The organism is Stenotrophomonas sp. YJH_SMC_119, assembly GCF_059368315.1.
Genome location: NZ_JCAFRP010000004.1, coordinates 74,047 through 88,901, shown reverse-complemented (window position 1 = coordinate 88,901; position 14,855 = coordinate 74,047). Strand labels below are relative to the sequence as shown.

Sequence of the window (14,855 nt, the reverse complement as noted above, 5' to 3'; positions counted from 1 at the left end):
GAGTGCTCTCGATGAAAGCTTCTTTCCTGCTGGCCGCTGCCCTGCTGGTCGGCCTGCCCCTGGCTGCCAATGCCACCACGCCGCAGCAGCAGCGCATGGCCGACTGCTCGGCCAAGAACAAGGGCTTGAAGGGTGACGCCTACAAGACCGCGCAGAGTTCCTGCCTCAGTGGCCACGCTGCCGAAGCCAAGCCGGCCAACGCGCAACAGGAACGCATGCGCAAGTGCAACGCTGACGCGGGTGCCAAGAAGCTGGCCGGTGACGCGCGCAAGACCTTCATGAGCAGCTGCCTGAAGGCGTCGTAGCATCGCTCGTCCAGTTCAATCGAATGGGGGCAGAGCCCGTTGCACAGCAATGGCATTCGACCCCATTTGAATATCGATATCTGACAGATGTGCCGACCAACGGTCGGCACCCACCAATAGCCACCGGCCACCTGTCAGAGGTGGGGGCGGTGTGGGTGGGCAGGCGCCGTGGATGACGCCATCGAGCCCCCATGGATGGGTTTACGGCGTGTCCTGACCATCCACACCGCCCCGCCATCCCACGGAATGCCGTTCTTGATCTTGCTTCGGCTTCTGCAGGTGCAGGGAACAGCCCTGCCGAACACCCGTCACCCCAGCGCGCGCGCCTTCAATTCACCCTGCTCGTGCAGGGTCACGAAACGCCCCTTGTCATCGCGACCCAGCTGCGCCAGCGCCACCTGCGGGTCGTGGGTGAAAAACAGATGCACGTTGCGCGCCAGCTTGTCCTCAAGGAACTGCCGCTTCTCGTCGATCAGGAGCTCGGCATTGCGGTCGTAGCCCATGGTGATCGGCACGTGTACCCATGAGCGCCCCGGGATCAGGTCGGCACAGAACACCACCCCGCCGTGCGCATCTTCGCCGGCGTGCGCGTGGCCGACGATCTCGGCCAGCATCAACCCCGGCGTGTGGCCATCGCTGTAGCTGAAGCGAACGCTGCGACCCAGAACCTTCGAATACTCGCCGTCCACTACTTCCAGGCGACCGCTGGCCTGCAGCAGGCCAGGCAGCTCCGGAATGAAGCTGGCACGGTCGCGCGGATGCGGCTGCATGGCGCGCTGCCAATGCTGCGCACCGACCACATAAGTCGCATTGGGGAACAGCAGTTCCGGCTCACGCCCTTCGCTCCATGCCGCCAGCAGGCCACCGGCATGATCGAAATGCAGGTGGCTGAGCACGACGACATCAATGTCCTCGTGCTCGAAACCTGCTTCGCGCAACGAATCGATCAGTACGTGCTGGCTTTCCTGCACGCCATAGCGCTCACGCATGCGCGGATCGAAGAACGCCCCGATACCGGTTTCAAACAGCACGGTCTTGCCTTCCAGCGGGCTGGCAAGCAGCGCACGGCAGGCCAGCTCGATGCGATTGAGCTCGTCCGGTGCCGCCCATTTTTCCCACAACGCGCGCGGCGCGTTGCCGAACATCGCGCCGCCGTCGAGGCGCTGCGAGTTTCCACGAATAGACCAGAGTTTCATGTGTCGATTATCGGCGCCGGCTCGTTAAATAATCGCTAGAAAGGAAACAGAAAACCCCGCCGTCAAGGGCGGGGTTTTCGGTAAACAGCCAGATTGGCGGCCAGCGGCCGGCACGACCGGATCAGCGTGCCGGCACGACCAGGGCGCTGCCCACCGGGTTGCGCGGGTCGCTGCCGCCAAACAGCTTGTTGGCCTTCCGGTCCCATTCCACGGTCTGCAGGTTGCCCCACACGTGGCTGGACCCGCGGCCCCCGGCGGCCACATTGCCCGGCAGGTCGATCTTGTGACCCATCGCCTGCAGCTGCTTCACCGTGGCCGCGTCGAATGCATCGTCCTCGGCTTCGATCAGGTCCGGCAGCCACTGGTGGTGATAGCGCGGCAGCGCGGCAACCTGCTGCGCGTCCAGGCCGGCGTCGTAGCCGAGGATGCCCAGCAGCACCATGGTGATGATGCGGCTGCCACCCGGGGTGCCCAGCACCACCACCTTGTCGGCGTTCTCCATGAAGGTCGGGGTCATCGAGCTGAGCATGCGCTTGCCCGCCTTCGGCGCATTGGCCTCGTAGCCCATCACGCCGAACGCGTTGGGCGTGCCCGGCTTCAGCGCGAAGTCGTCCATCTCGTTGTTCAGCAGCACGCCGGTGCCCTTCGGAATCAGCCCCGAGCCGTACAGCAGGTTGACGGTCTGGGTCGCGCCGACCCGGTTGCCGTCACGGTCGATGATCGAGAAGTGCGTGGTCTCGTCGTCTTCCAGCGGCGTCGGGTTGCCCGACAGCAGGTCGCTGGGCGTGGCCTTCTCCGGATGGATGGTCGCCCGCAGGCCCTGTGCGTAGTCCTTGCTGGTCAGCACTTTCTGCGGGATCTGCACGAAGTCCGGATCGCCGAGGAAGAAGGTGCGGTCGCGGTAGGCACGGCGCATCGACTCCACCACCAGGTGGGTGCGGTGCGCCGGGTCCATCTTGTTGATGTCCCAGCCTTCCAGGATCTGCAGCATGCTGGCCAGCGCGATGCCACCGGACGACGGCGGCGGAGCGGTGGTGATCTTCCAGCCGTTGTAGTTGAACACGATCGGTTCGCGCTGCTTCACGCGATAGCCGGCCAGCTCTTCAGCGGTCCACTGGCCGCCGGCCTGCTTCACGCCGGCCAGCAACAGCTTTCCGGTCTGGCCCTTGTAGAAGCCATCGAAGCCACCTGCGGCCAAGCGCTCCAGCGTCTGTGCCAGCTCCGGCTGCTTGAACAGGTCACCGCTGGTGATCGGCTTGCCGTTGCGCAGGTAGACCTCACGGGTGCCGGGATAGCGCTCCATCACCTCACGGCGAGAGGCATAGCCCTTGGCCATGCGGTCGTAGACCGGGAAGCCTTCGCGCGCGATGCGGATCGCCGGCTGCAGCGATGCAGACAGCGGCAGCTTGCCGTGCCTGGCCGACAGCTCGACCAGCGCCGCAGGCAGGCCCGGAATACCGGCCGACCACGCACCGTTGACCGAGCGGTCACGGTCGAGGTTGCCCTGCTTGTCGAGGAAGGCCTGCGGCGTTGCCGCGGCCGGCGCGGTCTCGCGCGCGTCCAGCATCACGTCCTTGCCGGTGGCCGCGTCGTGCAGCAGGAAGAAGCCACCGCCACCCAGCCCGGAACTGATCGGCTCGACCACCGCCAGCGTGGACGATACCGCCACCGCGGCGTCGAAGGCGTTGCCGCCCTGCGCCAGGATGTCGATGCCGGCCTGGGTGGCCAGCGCGTGGCCGCTGGCAATGGCCGCGCCGTCGGGGCGCTCGGCACGGGCCGGGCTGTCGGCCCAGGCAATCGGGCTCAGCAGCAGGCCGAGCAGCAACAGGGGGCGGACGATCAGCGTCTTCATTCGGATGGGGGCTCCGCATAGAGTTCGGGGTGATCGTGCTGCAGCTGGCGCAGCTTGGCCAGCAGCTGGTCTTCCGTTTCCACGATCTCCGGGTCCGGATCGATGCACTCGACCGGGCAGACGACCACGCACTGTGGCTCGTCGAAATGACCCACGCATTCGGTGCAGCGCGCAGGGTCGATCACGTAGATGGTTTCACCCATCGCAATGGCCTGGTTCGGGCAGGCCGGCTCGCATACGTCGCAGTTGACGCAGAGCTCGTTGATTTTCAGCGACACGGCGATACTCCTCGCCCGCGCCCTGGGACAAAGGACCGGCCAGCGCGGGCGCGCGGGCCGGTCAGGTCATCGGCGGCGCCCTTGCAGGACGCCGCCCGGGCCATGCCGGAGCATGGCCGCCATGGCTCGGTATTACTTGGCTTCGACGAAAATGTACTCGGCACCGGTCGGCTGGATGGCAGCCTGCACGCGGGCGTTGTCGGCCGACTGGCCGATGAAGACGACACGCACGCCCTTCATCGAATCCGGCGACACGTCCTTGAACACGGCCTGGATCATGTCAGCCATCTTGCCCGAGGCCGACGAACCGAAGGCCAGCATGTTGCCCGGCTGCACGCCACGGGCCACGGCCTGGGTCGCGCTCTCGGTCTGGCGCTCGTACTTGGCCTGGAAGTCCGGGTCCGATTCCGGCGAGAGGTAGTACAGGAACGGGCTGTTGGTGATATTGCCCATGTTCTGGATGGCCACTTCCTGCAGGTACTTCTTCCAGCCTGCATCATCATCCTTGGCCGGGGCGACCAGAGCCTGCTTGGCCTCGTCGACCGGAGCGGCCTCTTCCTTCTTGCAGGCGGTGAAGGCCAGGGCCAACGAAGCGATCAGCATCGCGCGCATGGTGGTGTTCATGGGTTTCCTCCCGGAATGGTGCGTGGTGTTGTACGTAATGGGGTGCGGGTACAGCGGGGCTTACGACTGTGCCGCCTTCGCTTCGCGGACCTTGCGCAGGGCTTCGAGCACCGCGGCCGGCACGAAGCCGGACACGTCGCCGCCCAGGCGCGCGATCTCGCGGACCAGCGAGGACGAAATGAAGCTGTGCTGCTCGGCCGGGGTCAGGAACAGGGTCTCGACCTCGGGGATCAGGTGGCGGTTCATGCTGGCCATCTGGAACTCGTACTCGAAGTCGGACACCGCGCGCAGGCCGCGCAGCAGCACCCCACCCTGGACCGAACGGACGAAATGGGCCAGCAGGGTGTCGAAGCCGATGACCTCGACGTTGCCATGGTGGCCGAGTGCGCCACGCGCCAGCTGCACGCGCTGCTCCAGCGGTAGCGCCGGGCCCTTGGACGGGCTCTGCGCCACGCCCACCACGACCTTTTCAAACAGCGGCGCGGCCCGGCTGACCAGGTCGATATGACCGTTGGTGATCGGGTCGAACGTGCCGGGATAGACGGCAATGCGGCGGTTGGCCACGGTCATGGGCGGATGCAGATGTTCAGATGAGGTCAAAGTGTAGCAGTGGCGCGGCGGTACAGGGCAAAGCGCACCTCGCGGGTGCCGCCCTCGCGGTGCAGCAGCCAGTCCGGCGGCAGCACCGGCACGTGGCCGGCCGGCGATTCCAGGTACAGCCAGGCATCGGCGGCCAAGTGCCGCGGCAGCTGCGCCAGCACGTCCTGCCACAGGCCATCGGCGAACGGCGGGTCGATGAAGACCAGATCGGCCTGCTGCGCGGGCGCGCCCTGCAGCCAGCGCAGGGCATCGGCCTGCACCACGGTGATCTGGTCGGCGGCCTGGAGCTTGGCCACGGCCGCGGTCAGATTGCGTCCCAGCTGCGCGTCGCGCTCGACCAGGGTGGCGTGGGCGGCACCGCGCGAGACCGCCTCCAGGCCCAGCGCGCCACTGCCGGCGAACAGGTCCAGCACCCGCGCGCCGCCCAGTCTGGGCATCAACCAGTTGAAAAGGGTCTCGCGCACGCGGTCACTGCTGGGCCGCAGCCCCGGCAGGGTCGGCACCGGCAGGCGGGTATTGCGCCAGCGACCGCCGATGATGCGGACCTGGCCGTCATTGCTCCCACGGCCGCTCACAGGCGCCCCCGGCGGGATGTATTCAAGAAATTCAGCATGAGCGGGATTGTAGTCGTCCGGGCGGCGCCCGGAACCCGCAGAGACCGAAGCAACAGCCAGAGCAACGGCAAAAGCTGGTTCCCTGTGGGTAGGCGGGGTGGGCCAGGTTGTGGGGGACGCCGTAAACCCGTCCATGGGGGCTTGGCCGCGGCATCCATGCCGCGGACACCCCCACAACCTGCCCCACCCCGCCTTCGACAGTTTCCTGCGATCTGCCGGAAGGTCTCTTGGGGTCAGATCCGTTTTCCTGCGGAAAACGGATCTGACCCCATTTGATGTATCGATATCTGACAGATGTGTCGACCAAGGTCGACACCTGCCAACAGCCGCGTGAACCTGTCAGAGGCGGGGCGGTGTGGGTTGGCAGGACACGCCGTAAACCCGTCCCTGGGGGCTCGATGGCGCCATCCATGGCGCCAACGGTCCTGCCAACCCACACCGCCCCGCCATCCCACGGATAGCCCGCTGTTGCTGTTGCTGTTGCTGTTGCTGTTGCTTCGGCCTCTGCAGGTGCAGGGCTGCAAGCCCTGCCGACCAACCCCTTGATTTCGGGACAATCAGCCATACCCCTTGGCGAGGCCGCACGCGCTGGCGCGGCATTGCACATGGAGCCCTATCGATGACCGAGACCACCCAGACCGAAACCCTTGGCTTCCAGACCGAAGTCAAGCAGCTGCTGCAGCTGATGATCCACTCGCTGTACTCCAACAAGGAGATCTTCCTGCGCGAGCTGGTCTCCAACGCCGCTGACGCTGCCGACAAGCTGCGCTTCGAAGCCCTGACCCAGCCGGCCCTGCTTGAAGGTGACAGCGAGCTGCGCGTGCGCGTCAGCTTCGACTCCGCCGCCCACACCATCACCATCGAAGACAACGGCATCGGCATGAGCCGCGCCGAGGCCATTGCCCACCTCGGCACGATCGCCAAGTCCGGCACCGGCGATTTCCTGCGCCAGCTGTCCGGCGACCAGAAAAAGGATTCGCAGCTTATCGGCCAGTTCGGCGTCGGCTTCTACAGTGCCTTCATCGTTGCAGACCAAGTGGAAGTGACCTCGCGCCGCGCCGGCCTGGCTGCAGGCGAAGGCGTGCGCTGGACCTCGCGCGGCGAAGGCGATTTCGAAGTGGCCACCATCGACAAGGCCGAGCGCGGCACCCGCATCGTGCTGCACCTGAAGGACGGCGAGCACGACTTCGCCGATGGCTGGCGCCTGCGCGGCATCCTCAAGAAGTATTCGGACCATATCGGCCTGCCGATCCAGATGCCGAAGGAAGGTGGCGAAGAAGGCGCCGCGGTCGAATGGGAAACCGTCAATCGCGCCAGCGCGCTGTGGACCCGCCCGCGCACCGAGATCAGCGACGCCGAGTACACCGAGTTCTACAAGCACGTGGCACACGACCACAGCGATCCGCTGGCATGGAGCCACAACAAGGTCGAAGGCAAGCTGGAATACACCTCGCTGCTGTACGTGCCCGGCCGCGCGCCGTTCGACCTGTATCACCGCGATGCGCCCAAGGGCCTGAAGCTGTACGTGCAGCGCGTGTTCGTGATGGACCAGGCCGAGCAGTTCCTGCCGCTGTACCTGCGCTTCATCAAGGGCGTGGTCGATTCCAACGACCTGTCGCTGAACGTCTCGCGCGAGATCCTGCAGTCCGGCCCGGTCATCGATTCGATGAAGGCCGCACTGACCAAGCGCTCGCTGGACATGCTGGAAAAGCTGGCCACAGAGAAGCCGGAGCAGTACGCCACGTTCTGGAAAGAATTCGGCCAGGTGCTGAAGGAAGGCCCGGCCGAGGACTACAACAACCGCGAGAAGGTGGCCGGCCTGCTGCGCTTCGCCTCTACCCGTGGCGACGGCGATGCGCAGAACGTGTCGCTGGCTGACTACCTCGGCCGCATGGCCGAAGGCCAGGACAAGATCTACTACCTGACCGGCGAGAGCTACAGCCAGGTGCGCAACAGCCCGCACCTGGAAGTGTTCCGCAAGAAGGGCGTGGAAGTGCTGCTGCTGACCGACCGCATAGACGAGTGGCTGATGGGCTACCTGACCGATTTCGACGGCAAGGGCTTCGTCGACATCGCCCGCGGCGACCTCGACCTGGGCGCGCTGGAAACCGAAGCGGACAAGCAGCAACAGGAAGCAGCGGCCAAGGACAAGCAGGGCCTGGTCGAGCGACTGAAGACGGTGCTGGGCGATGACGTGGCCGACGTGCGCGTCTCGCACCGCCTGACCGATTCGCCGGCGGTGCTGGCCATCGGCGAACAGGACCTGGGCCTGCAGATGCGCCAGATTCTGGAAGCCAGCGGGCAGAAGGTGCCGGACAGCAAGCCGGTGCTGGAGATCAACCCGGGCCATCCGCTGATCGCCAAGCTGGATGCTGAAGCCGATGGCGCGCGTTTCGACGATCTGGGCCGGGTGCTGTTCGACCAGGCTGCATTGGCCGCCGGCGACAGCCTGAAGGATCCGGGCGCCTATGTGGCGCGCCTGAACAAGCTGCTGCTGGAGCTGTCGGCCTGATCGACAAGGTGGTGGCCGGGCATGGCCCGGCTTACCCGGCGATGCTCTGGTAGAAGCCAACCTTGGTTGGCGCCCAAAAAGCGTGCCAACCAAGGTTGGCACCTACCGGGGCGGGTGGTGAGTGCCAACCAGGATTGGCACCTACCAGGCGGGTCGAGCGTGTCAACCAAGGTTGACACCCACCAAGGCCGGGAGGCTCAGGCCTCGCGATCCAGCAGCGAGCCCAGCATCTGGTCCTGGCGTCGGATCACCGCGGCGTTGGAAGCGAAAGCCACCACCTCGGCTTTCGCTGCCAGCAGATCACCCAGTGGCGCACTGACATCGGTGCCGGTAGGAGTCACCGCGGCCTGCACCCCGCCCTGCTCCACCGTACTGCGCTGCAACTGCAAGCGCTGGGCATCGGGAGTCGCCAGGTTGGCCACGTTGTGCGCGGCCACCTGCACGCCCTGCTGGGCCGCACGCATCCCGCCGAGGGCGATTCCCATTCCGTTGTTCATGGCGGTCTCCGGACCGCCCTGCGCAGCCCTCCGGACCGGTTAACGGCCGGCCGGCCGCGACCTTGAGTCCACATCGGCCCGACAGGCCTGAGTGGTAGCATATCCCTCTGATTTCAGCGCCTTTTGCCAATGCTCAGTTTTTTCCGCCGCAAGAAGCCCCAGGATGCCCCCGCAACGGAGGCACCCAAGACCCAGCACTACTCGGCTGAAGAGCTGGCGGCGGCGTTTCCGTCGGCCGCGCCGGTCGAGGACAAGGAGCCGGCACCGGTAGCCGTACCGGCCGAGCCTGCACCGGTCGAGCCGCCCCCGGCAACCGCCGTTCCGGTCGCTGCCGAGCCCACCCCGGTGATTCCGGCCCCAGCCGCACCGGTTCCGGCAGCTCCTGCGCCGACGGCGCAGATTGACGTCGCCCCCATCGCGACCCCGGCCATCGAACCGGCACCCGCACCGCTGCCCGAGCCCACCCCGGCACCGGTCACCGACGACCTGCCTGCTGCCGCCTCGGTCGACGCTGCTCCGGCTCCTGCCGGCAAGCCCGGCTGGCGCGAACGCCTGCGCAACAGCGTCATCGCGCGCAGCTTCGGTGGCCTGTTCTCGCGCAACCCAAAACTCGACGACGACCTGCTGGACGAGCTGGAAACCGCCCTGATCACCGCCGACGTCGGCGTGGGTGCCACCACCGATCTGGTCGAGGGGCTGCGCAAGCGCATGAAGTCGCGCGAGTTCGCAGATGCAAATGCGCTGCTGGCCGCGCTGCGCGCCGAGCTGATCGCGATCCTGCAGCCGGTGGCCAAGCCGCTGGTGATCGACCGCAATGCCAAGCCCTTCGTGGTGCTGACCGTCGGCGTCAACGGCGTTGGCAAGACCACCACCATCGGCAAGCTGGCCAAGCGTTTCAAGGATGAAGGCCACAGCCTGATGCTTGCCGCCGGCGACACCTTCCGCGCCGCCGCCGTCGCACAGCTGCAGGCCTGGGGCGAGCGCAACGGCGTGGCCGTGGTCGCCCAAGGGCAGAACGCCGATGCCGCTTCGGTGGCATTCGATGCGCTGCAGGCCGGCAAGGCCCGTGGCACCTCGGTGTTGATCGCCGATACCGCCGGCCGCCTGCACACCCAGTCCGGCCTGATGAACGAGCTGGGCAAGATCCGCCGCGTGCTCGGCAAGATCGACGCCACTGCACCGCACGAAGTACTGATGGTGATCGACGGCACCACCGGCCAGAACGCGCTGTCGCAGCTGCGCCAGTTCAATGCCGCGGTGAACGTGACCGGCCTGGTGGTGACCAAGCTGGACGGCACTGCCAAGGGCGGCGTGGTGTTCGCGCTGGCCCGCGAGTTCGGCATTCCGATCCGTTTCGCCGGCATCGGCGAGCGCCCGGAAGACCTGCGCGTATTCGATCCGGAAGCCTTCGTTGACGCCCTGCTGCCCGAAGCGCTGGGTGCCTGATAGACCGTGCAGCCACGCATGGCGTGGCTCTACTGCAGCCCGGTAGAGCCCCCCCCATGGGTGGCTGCCCACCTCCGGAATACCGATGCCCCGCCAGCCGCACGCCAGCGCCGGAACCACGCAGACCGACGACTTCGTCGCCCACCTGCTGCATTGGTTCGACGACCACGGCCGCCACGACCTGCCCTGGCAGCATCCGCGCAGCCCCTATCGGGTCTGGTTGTCGGAAATCATGCTGCAGCAGACCCAGGTGAGTACGGTCATCCCGTACTTCCAGCGGTTCCTGCAGCACTTCCCGACCCTGCCCGACCTCGCCGCCGCCGGCAATGACGCGGTGATGGCGCAGTGGGCCGGGCTCGGCTACTACGCCCGCGCACGCAACCTGCACGCGGCAGCCAAGCGCTGCGTGGAACTGCACGACGGCGACCTGCCACGTGACTTCGACGCGCTGCATGCCCTGCCCGGCATCGGCCGCAGCACCGCCGGTGCGATCCTCAGCCAGGCCTGGAACGACCCGTTCGCGATCCTCGATGGCAACGTCAAGCGGGTGCTCAGCCGCTACCACGGCATCGACGGCTTCCCGGGCCTTCCGGCCATCGAGAAGCAGTTGTGGGCGATCGCCGAGGCGCACGTGGCGCAGGTGCCGACCGGGCGCATGGCCGATTACACCCAGGCGCAGATGGACCTGGGCGCGACCGTGTGCAGCCGCGCCAGACCCGCCTGCGTGATCTGCCCACTGCAGGACGCGTGCGTGGCGCGCCGCGAAGGCCGCACTGCCGAACTGCCGACGCCCAAGCCCAGCAAGACCCTGCCCGAACGAGAAGCAGTGGCCCTGCTGCTGCGCGACCCCCAGCAGCGCGTGCTGCTGCAGAAGCGGCCGGACACCGGCATCTGGGCGCAACTGTGGACGCTGCCGCAGGCCGAGGCCGGCAGCGACCTGCAGGACTGGTTCGATGCGCATGTTGAAGGTTCGCTGGAAGACGCCGAGGAGTTGCCAGTGCTGCAGCACACCTTCAGTCACTACAGGCTGCACCTGCAGGTACTGTCGCGCCAGGTGAACGGCCTGCGCGTGGAAGAACCCACGTTGCGCTGGGTCGCCTACGATGAACTGCGCGCGCTGGGCCTGCCCGCGCCGATCCGCAAACTGCTCGACGGCGCGACGATCAAGACGCCAAAACGAACTTCCAAGAAACCCCGCAACCACGAGTGAGTGCCATGCCCCGAACCGTCTTCTGCCAGTACGAACAACGCGATGCCGAGGGCCTGGACTTCGTGCCCTACCCCGGCGAGCTGGGCCAGCGCATCTTCAACAACATCGGCAAGCAGGCCTGGGCTGCGTGGCTGGCGCACCAGACCATGCTGATCAACGAGAACCGCCTGTCGCCGCGTACGCCGGAACATCGCGCGTTCCTTGAAGGCGAACTGGTCAAGTTCCTGTTCGAGAAGGACGCGCAAAAGCCGGCCGGCTTCACTCCGGAAGCCTGACGCACAGGTAGTGCCGGGCGCTGGCCGGCAACCTGGCATCTGCGCGATGCCGGCCAGCGGCCGGCACGACCGCGCTATTTCGTGTTTTCCTCGCGCTCCTGCACCTGCGCCTGGCGCAGCTCCTGCTCGGAAGCGCGTAGTGCCTTCACATCCAGCTTGCGGATGCTGTCGATGAAACACGGCAGGCGCGGGCCGCCGGTAGGGTCGCGCACCAGCACCTTGTCGAAACGCGCCGAAACACGATTCATCTGGCTGGTCAGGCCGATGGCGGTGGCATATGGCAGGTCCTGGCAGGGCCCCCTCAACTCCAGCAGGTAGGCCTCGCTGGGACGCGTCCATACCGCAAGCGCGCTGTCACCCAGCTCGGTCCAGCCATTGAGGGTGCCGAAGAACTGCATGTCGTTCTGCGGCGCGCCGGCGTGGGCACGGTACAGGTCAAGCTTCTCGGCGCTGCTGAGCCGGCCAGTGGTCGCACACGCGGCCAGCGCCAGGCAGAGTCCGGCCACCAGGAACGGGGTCTTCATGGCGATCTCCTCGGGGAACTGTCGCCATCATGCGCCCGGGCCGGCAACGGCGGCGCGACGACCGACAGCCCCATTCAGGCGCTGGTCGGCGGTCGACCAAGGCCGACCTCTACCAAAGCAGACCCAAGGCCCCGGATTCCGGAAGTCACCAACCTTGGCTGGCGCCTGCCCTGCAGGAGCAGCCGACCAGGGTCGGCTTCCACAAAAGCGGCCCCGGCGCCTCAGACGTCGGCGTGGGCCAGGGCGTGCAAGCGCCCTTCGCGCAGCTCCAGCACCCGGTCGAGGCGGCGCGCCAGGCTGCGGTCGTGGGTGACCAGCACCAGGCTGGTGTGACGCGCACGATTCAGTTCCAGCATCAGCTCGAACACCGTGGCGGCCGTGCGGTCATCCAGGTTGCCGGTCGGCTCGTCACCCAGCACGCAGGCCGGGTGATTGACCAGTGCCCGCGCCACCGCAGCACGCTGCCGCTCACCACCAGACAGCTCGCCCGGCTTGTGATCCAGGCGGTGGCCGAGGCCGACCGCTTCCAGCAGCGTGGTGGCCCGGCTGCTCGCTTCTGCTACCGCAGTGCCAGCCAGCAGTACCGGCATCATCACGTTTTCCAGCGCGGTGAACTCCGGCAGCAGGTGATGGAACTGGTAGACGAAGCCCAGCGCCTGGTTGCGCAGCAGACCGCGCGCGGTATCCGACAGCGCCGACATGCGCTGCCCGGTCACGTAGACCTCGCCGGCGGTTGGAATGTCCAGGCCGCCCAGCAGGTGCAGCAGCGTGCTCTTGCCGGCGCCGGAGGCACCGATGATCGCCACCGTCTCGCCGGCGGTCACGGTCAGGTCCAGGCCATCGAACACCGGGGTCTGCATGCGCCCTTCGGCGTAGGTCTTGCCCAGTGCTTCGGCGCGGATCACTTCGTCGCCGCGGTTGAAGACCTTATTCATAACGCAGGGCCTCCGCCGGCTGGGTGCGTGCTGCCCGCCAGGCGGGATACAGGGTGGCCAGGAAGCTCATCAGCAGCGCGACCACGGTGATCGCCACCACGTCGCCGGTCTGCATGTCGGTCGGCAGGCCGGTGATGTAGTACACATCCTCCGGCAGCAGCTTGACGTTGAACACGCTCTCGATGGCGCCGAGGATGCGTTCCAGGTTGAGGGTCAGGGTGATGCCGCCGATCAGGCCGGCCAGCGTGCCGAAGATGCCGATCAGCGAACCCTGCACCATGAACACCTGCATCACCCCGCCCGGCGTCAGGCCAAGGGTGCGCAGGATGGCGATGTCGGCCTGCTTGTCGGTGACCAGCATCACCTGCGACGACACCAGGTTGAAAGCGCCCATGGCGATGATCAGCGACAGCAGGATGCCCATCACTACCTTCTCCATGCGCAGCGAGTGGTAGAGGTTGGCATTCTGCTGGGTCCAGTCACTTACCCGGTACGCGCCGCCGAGGCTCTGCGCCAGGTCCACGCCCACTTCCAGCGAGCGGTCCATGTCGTGCAGTTTCAGCCGCACGCCGGTAGCGCCATCGGAACGCAGCACGCGCTCCAGGTCCTGCATGTTGGCGAAGCCGACGCCGCGGTCGACCTCGTTGTAGCCGGCCTCGAAGATGCCGCTGACGGTGAAGCGTTTCATCCGCGGCACTGCGCCAGCAGGCGTGCCCTGCACTTCTGCAAAGGTCACCAGCACCTGGTCGCCAACGTCCACGCCCAGCCAGACCGCCAGTTCTTTGCCCAGCAGCACGTTGAAGCTGCCCGGCTTGAGGCTGTCATAGCTGCCCTTGGTGACCTTCTTGTCGATCACCGACACCTTCGGCTCCAGCGCCGGATCGATGCCCTGAATGATTGCGCCCTGCACGCGCGGGCCGCTGATCATCGACTGGATCTCGATGTACGGCGCGGCACCGGCCACGCGCGGGTCCTTGCGGGCGACGTCCACCACGCGCATCCAGTCCGGCATCGGCTCGCCATCGCGGCTGATGGTGGTGTGCGCGGTCATCTGCAGCAGGCGGCTGCGGATTTCCTTCTGGAAACCGCTCATCACCGCCAGGGTGGTGATCAGCACCGTAACGCCGAGCGCGATGCCCAGGATCGATGCCATCGAGATGAAGGAGATGAAGCCGTTGCGGCGCTTGGCGCGCAGGTAGCGCAGGCCAATGGCCACGGGAATGGGTTTGAACATGCAGGCACGCCGGTCAATTCAGCTTATGGTGCCATCGACCGGGGCCTACGGGAAACGCCGCGTGCGGCCACGGCCAGTCGCAGTTCACGTCGCTGCCTGGAATCGAGCACATCGGGCCAGAACAGCAGGCGCCGGCGGCGCCGATCCTCACGCCAGAGCAACAACAGCCATGGCCCACGCACGACCAGTTGTGGTGCATCGACGTCCTGCCCGGCCACCTGCAGCAGCTCGGGCGGTACCGGCAGAAGCACCTGCACGCGCGGCCTGCGCTGGCGCCAGGCCAGTTCGGCCAACCCGATGCCCCAGGCCAGCAACACCGCCGGCGTCAGCAGCCTGGGCGGCAGATCCGATGCGCGCAGCAGCCAGGGTGCGGCCAGCAGCACCGCCAGCTGGGCGGCGGCCTGCAGCCGCGAGGGGCGCCACTCAAGGCTTGAGGGCGAGGATCTTCTGCATGAGGGGGATCGCGTGCGCATGCGGGCAGGCCTCATAGCCCATGAACCAGCGCCACAACTTATCGTCCTCGCAGTCGAGCAGGAACAGGAAAACCTCGCGCTCCTCGGTCGGCGCAGTGCTCCATTCGTGGTCGAGATAACGGCCGAACAGCTGGTCCAGCTCACGCATGCCGCGGCGGCAGCGCCAGCGCAGCTTCTTCAGCAGAACGTCTTCTTCCATCGTGTTTCTCCAGATACAGCAAAGCCACGCAAGGCGTGGCTCTACTGCGGTGGCACAGCCACGCATGGCGTGGCTCTACCG

The 14,855-nt window shown here is 66.7% G+C and carries 17 protein-coding genes; 5 read left to right on the top strand and 12 right to left on the bottom strand.

The window, feature by feature from the left end; translation table 11 throughout:
• The first annotated feature begins 11 nt into the window (after positions 1 to 11).
• Entirely contained in the window at positions 12 to 305 is a 294-nt protein-coding gene (locus tag AC5P6S_RS07985) for a PsiF family protein (RefSeq protein WP_005409096.1), read from the top strand.
• A gap of 308 nt (positions 306 to 613) precedes the next feature.
• Here the strand turns inward: AC5P6S_RS07985 and AC5P6S_RS07980 are convergent, their stop codons facing one another.
• From AC5P6S_RS07980 to rsmD, 6 genes are all read right to left on the bottom strand, one after another.
• On the bottom strand, positions 614 to 1,501 hold the full coding sequence (locus AC5P6S_RS07980; RefSeq protein ID WP_005412984.1) for an MBL fold metallo-hydrolase: 888 nt from the start codon (positions 1,499 to 1,501) through the stop codon (positions 614 to 616).
• Positions 1,502 to 1,622: 121 nt separating this feature from the next.
• Complete coding sequence (gene ggt, locus AC5P6S_RS07975) at positions 1,623 to 3,353, bottom strand: gamma-glutamyltransferase (protein ID WP_049395944.1); 1,731 nt, start codon at positions 3,351 to 3,353, stop codon at positions 1,623 to 1,625.
• A complete protein-coding gene (locus AC5P6S_RS07970) occupies positions 3,350 to 3,631 on the bottom strand; it encodes a YfhL family 4Fe-4S dicluster ferredoxin (protein WP_004153175.1) in 282 nt (93 codons plus the stop codon). Before AC5P6S_RS07970 ends, ggt begins: the two co-directional genes overlap by 4 nt.
• 132 nt (positions 3,632 to 3,763) lie before the next feature.
• Positions 3,764 to 4,255 carry a hypothetical protein gene (locus tag AC5P6S_RS07965; RefSeq protein WP_005409092.1) on the bottom strand — a complete coding sequence of 164 codons (492 nt, stop codon included), beginning with the start codon at positions 4,253 to 4,255 and terminating at the stop codon, positions 3,764 to 3,766.
• Positions 4,256 to 4,315: 60 nt separating this feature from the next.
• Positions 4,316 to 4,825 (bottom strand): pantetheine-phosphate adenylyltransferase, encoded by a 510-nt coding sequence (gene coaD / locus AC5P6S_RS07960; protein ID WP_005409091.1) that lies wholly within the window; start codon positions 4,823 to 4,825, stop codon positions 4,316 to 4,318.
• 26 nt (positions 4,826 to 4,851) lie between these two features.
• A complete protein-coding gene (gene rsmD / locus AC5P6S_RS07955; RefSeq protein WP_308150307.1) occupies positions 4,852 to 5,448 on the bottom strand; it encodes a 16S rRNA (guanine(966)-N(2))-methyltransferase RsmD in 597 nt (198 codons plus the stop codon).
• Positions 5,449 to 6,088: 640 nt separating this feature from the next.
• On the opposite strand from rsmD, the gene htpG reads away from it, so the two are divergent.
• Positions 6,089 to 7,981 (top strand): molecular chaperone HtpG, encoded by a 1,893-nt coding sequence (gene htpG / locus AC5P6S_RS07950; protein WP_138969703.1) that lies wholly within the window; start codon positions 6,089 to 6,091, stop codon positions 7,979 to 7,981.
• 197 nt (positions 7,982 to 8,178) lie between these two features.
• On the opposite strand, the gene AC5P6S_RS07945 is transcribed toward htpG, so the two are convergent.
• Entirely contained in the window at positions 8,179 to 8,478 is a 300-nt protein-coding gene (locus AC5P6S_RS07945) for a hypothetical protein (protein WP_099561637.1), read from the bottom strand.
• A gap of 129 nt (positions 8,479 to 8,607) precedes the next feature.
• Between AC5P6S_RS07945 and ftsY the strand changes: the two genes are divergently transcribed.
• The 3 genes from ftsY to AC5P6S_RS07930 all read left to right on the top strand — a co-directional run bounded on the left by ftsY (position 8,608) and on the right by AC5P6S_RS07930 (position 11,409).
• Positions 8,608 to 9,924 carry a signal recognition particle-docking protein FtsY gene (ftsY, locus tag AC5P6S_RS07940; protein WP_099561638.1) on the top strand — a complete coding sequence of 439 codons (1,317 nt, stop codon included), beginning with the start codon at positions 8,608 to 8,610 and terminating at the stop codon, positions 9,922 to 9,924.
• A gap of 85 nt (positions 9,925 to 10,009) precedes the next feature.
• On the top strand, positions 10,010 to 11,134 hold the full coding sequence (gene mutY, locus AC5P6S_RS07935) for an A/G-specific adenine glycosylase (protein ID WP_049395489.1): 1,125 nt from the start codon (positions 10,010 to 10,012) through the stop codon (positions 11,132 to 11,134).
• 5 nt (positions 11,135 to 11,139) lie between these two features.
• Entirely contained in the window at positions 11,140 to 11,409 is a 270-nt protein-coding gene (locus tag AC5P6S_RS07930; RefSeq protein ID WP_005409085.1) for an oxidative damage protection protein, read from the top strand.
• A gap of 74 nt (positions 11,410 to 11,483) precedes the next feature.
• Here the strand turns inward: AC5P6S_RS07930 and AC5P6S_RS07925 are convergent, their stop codons facing one another.
• The 5 genes from AC5P6S_RS07925 to AC5P6S_RS07905 form a co-directional block, all read right to left on the bottom strand.
• Positions 11,484 to 11,933 (bottom strand): DUF6491 family protein, encoded by a 450-nt coding sequence (locus AC5P6S_RS07925; protein ID WP_005409084.1) that lies wholly within the window; start codon positions 11,931 to 11,933, stop codon positions 11,484 to 11,486.
• A gap of 221 nt (positions 11,934 to 12,154) precedes the next feature.
• The gene (gene lolD / locus AC5P6S_RS07920) at positions 12,155 to 12,868 is read right to left on the bottom strand and encodes a lipoprotein-releasing ABC transporter ATP-binding protein LolD (RefSeq protein ID WP_005409083.1); all 714 of its coding nucleotides are present in this window, start codon (positions 12,866 to 12,868) and stop codon (positions 12,155 to 12,157) included.
• Positions 12,861 to 14,102: a lipoprotein-releasing ABC transporter permease subunit gene (locus tag AC5P6S_RS07915; RefSeq protein ID WP_005409082.1), complete on the bottom strand. Its 1,242-nt coding sequence runs from the start codon at positions 14,100 to 14,102 to the stop codon at positions 12,861 to 12,863. The genes lolD and AC5P6S_RS07915 overlap by 8 nt, the downstream gene beginning before the upstream one ends.
• A 23-nt stretch (positions 14,103 to 14,125) precedes the next feature.
• Entirely contained in the window at positions 14,126 to 14,575 is a 450-nt protein-coding gene (locus tag AC5P6S_RS07910) for a hypothetical protein (RefSeq protein WP_044569841.1), read from the bottom strand.
• Positions 14,526 to 14,774 carry an FAD assembly factor SdhE gene (locus tag AC5P6S_RS07905; RefSeq protein ID WP_005409080.1) on the bottom strand — a complete coding sequence of 83 codons (249 nt, stop codon included), beginning with the start codon at positions 14,772 to 14,774 and terminating at the stop codon, positions 14,526 to 14,528. The genes AC5P6S_RS07910 and AC5P6S_RS07905 overlap by 50 nt, the downstream gene beginning before the upstream one ends.
• Positions 14,775 to 14,855 lie beyond the last annotated feature (81 nt).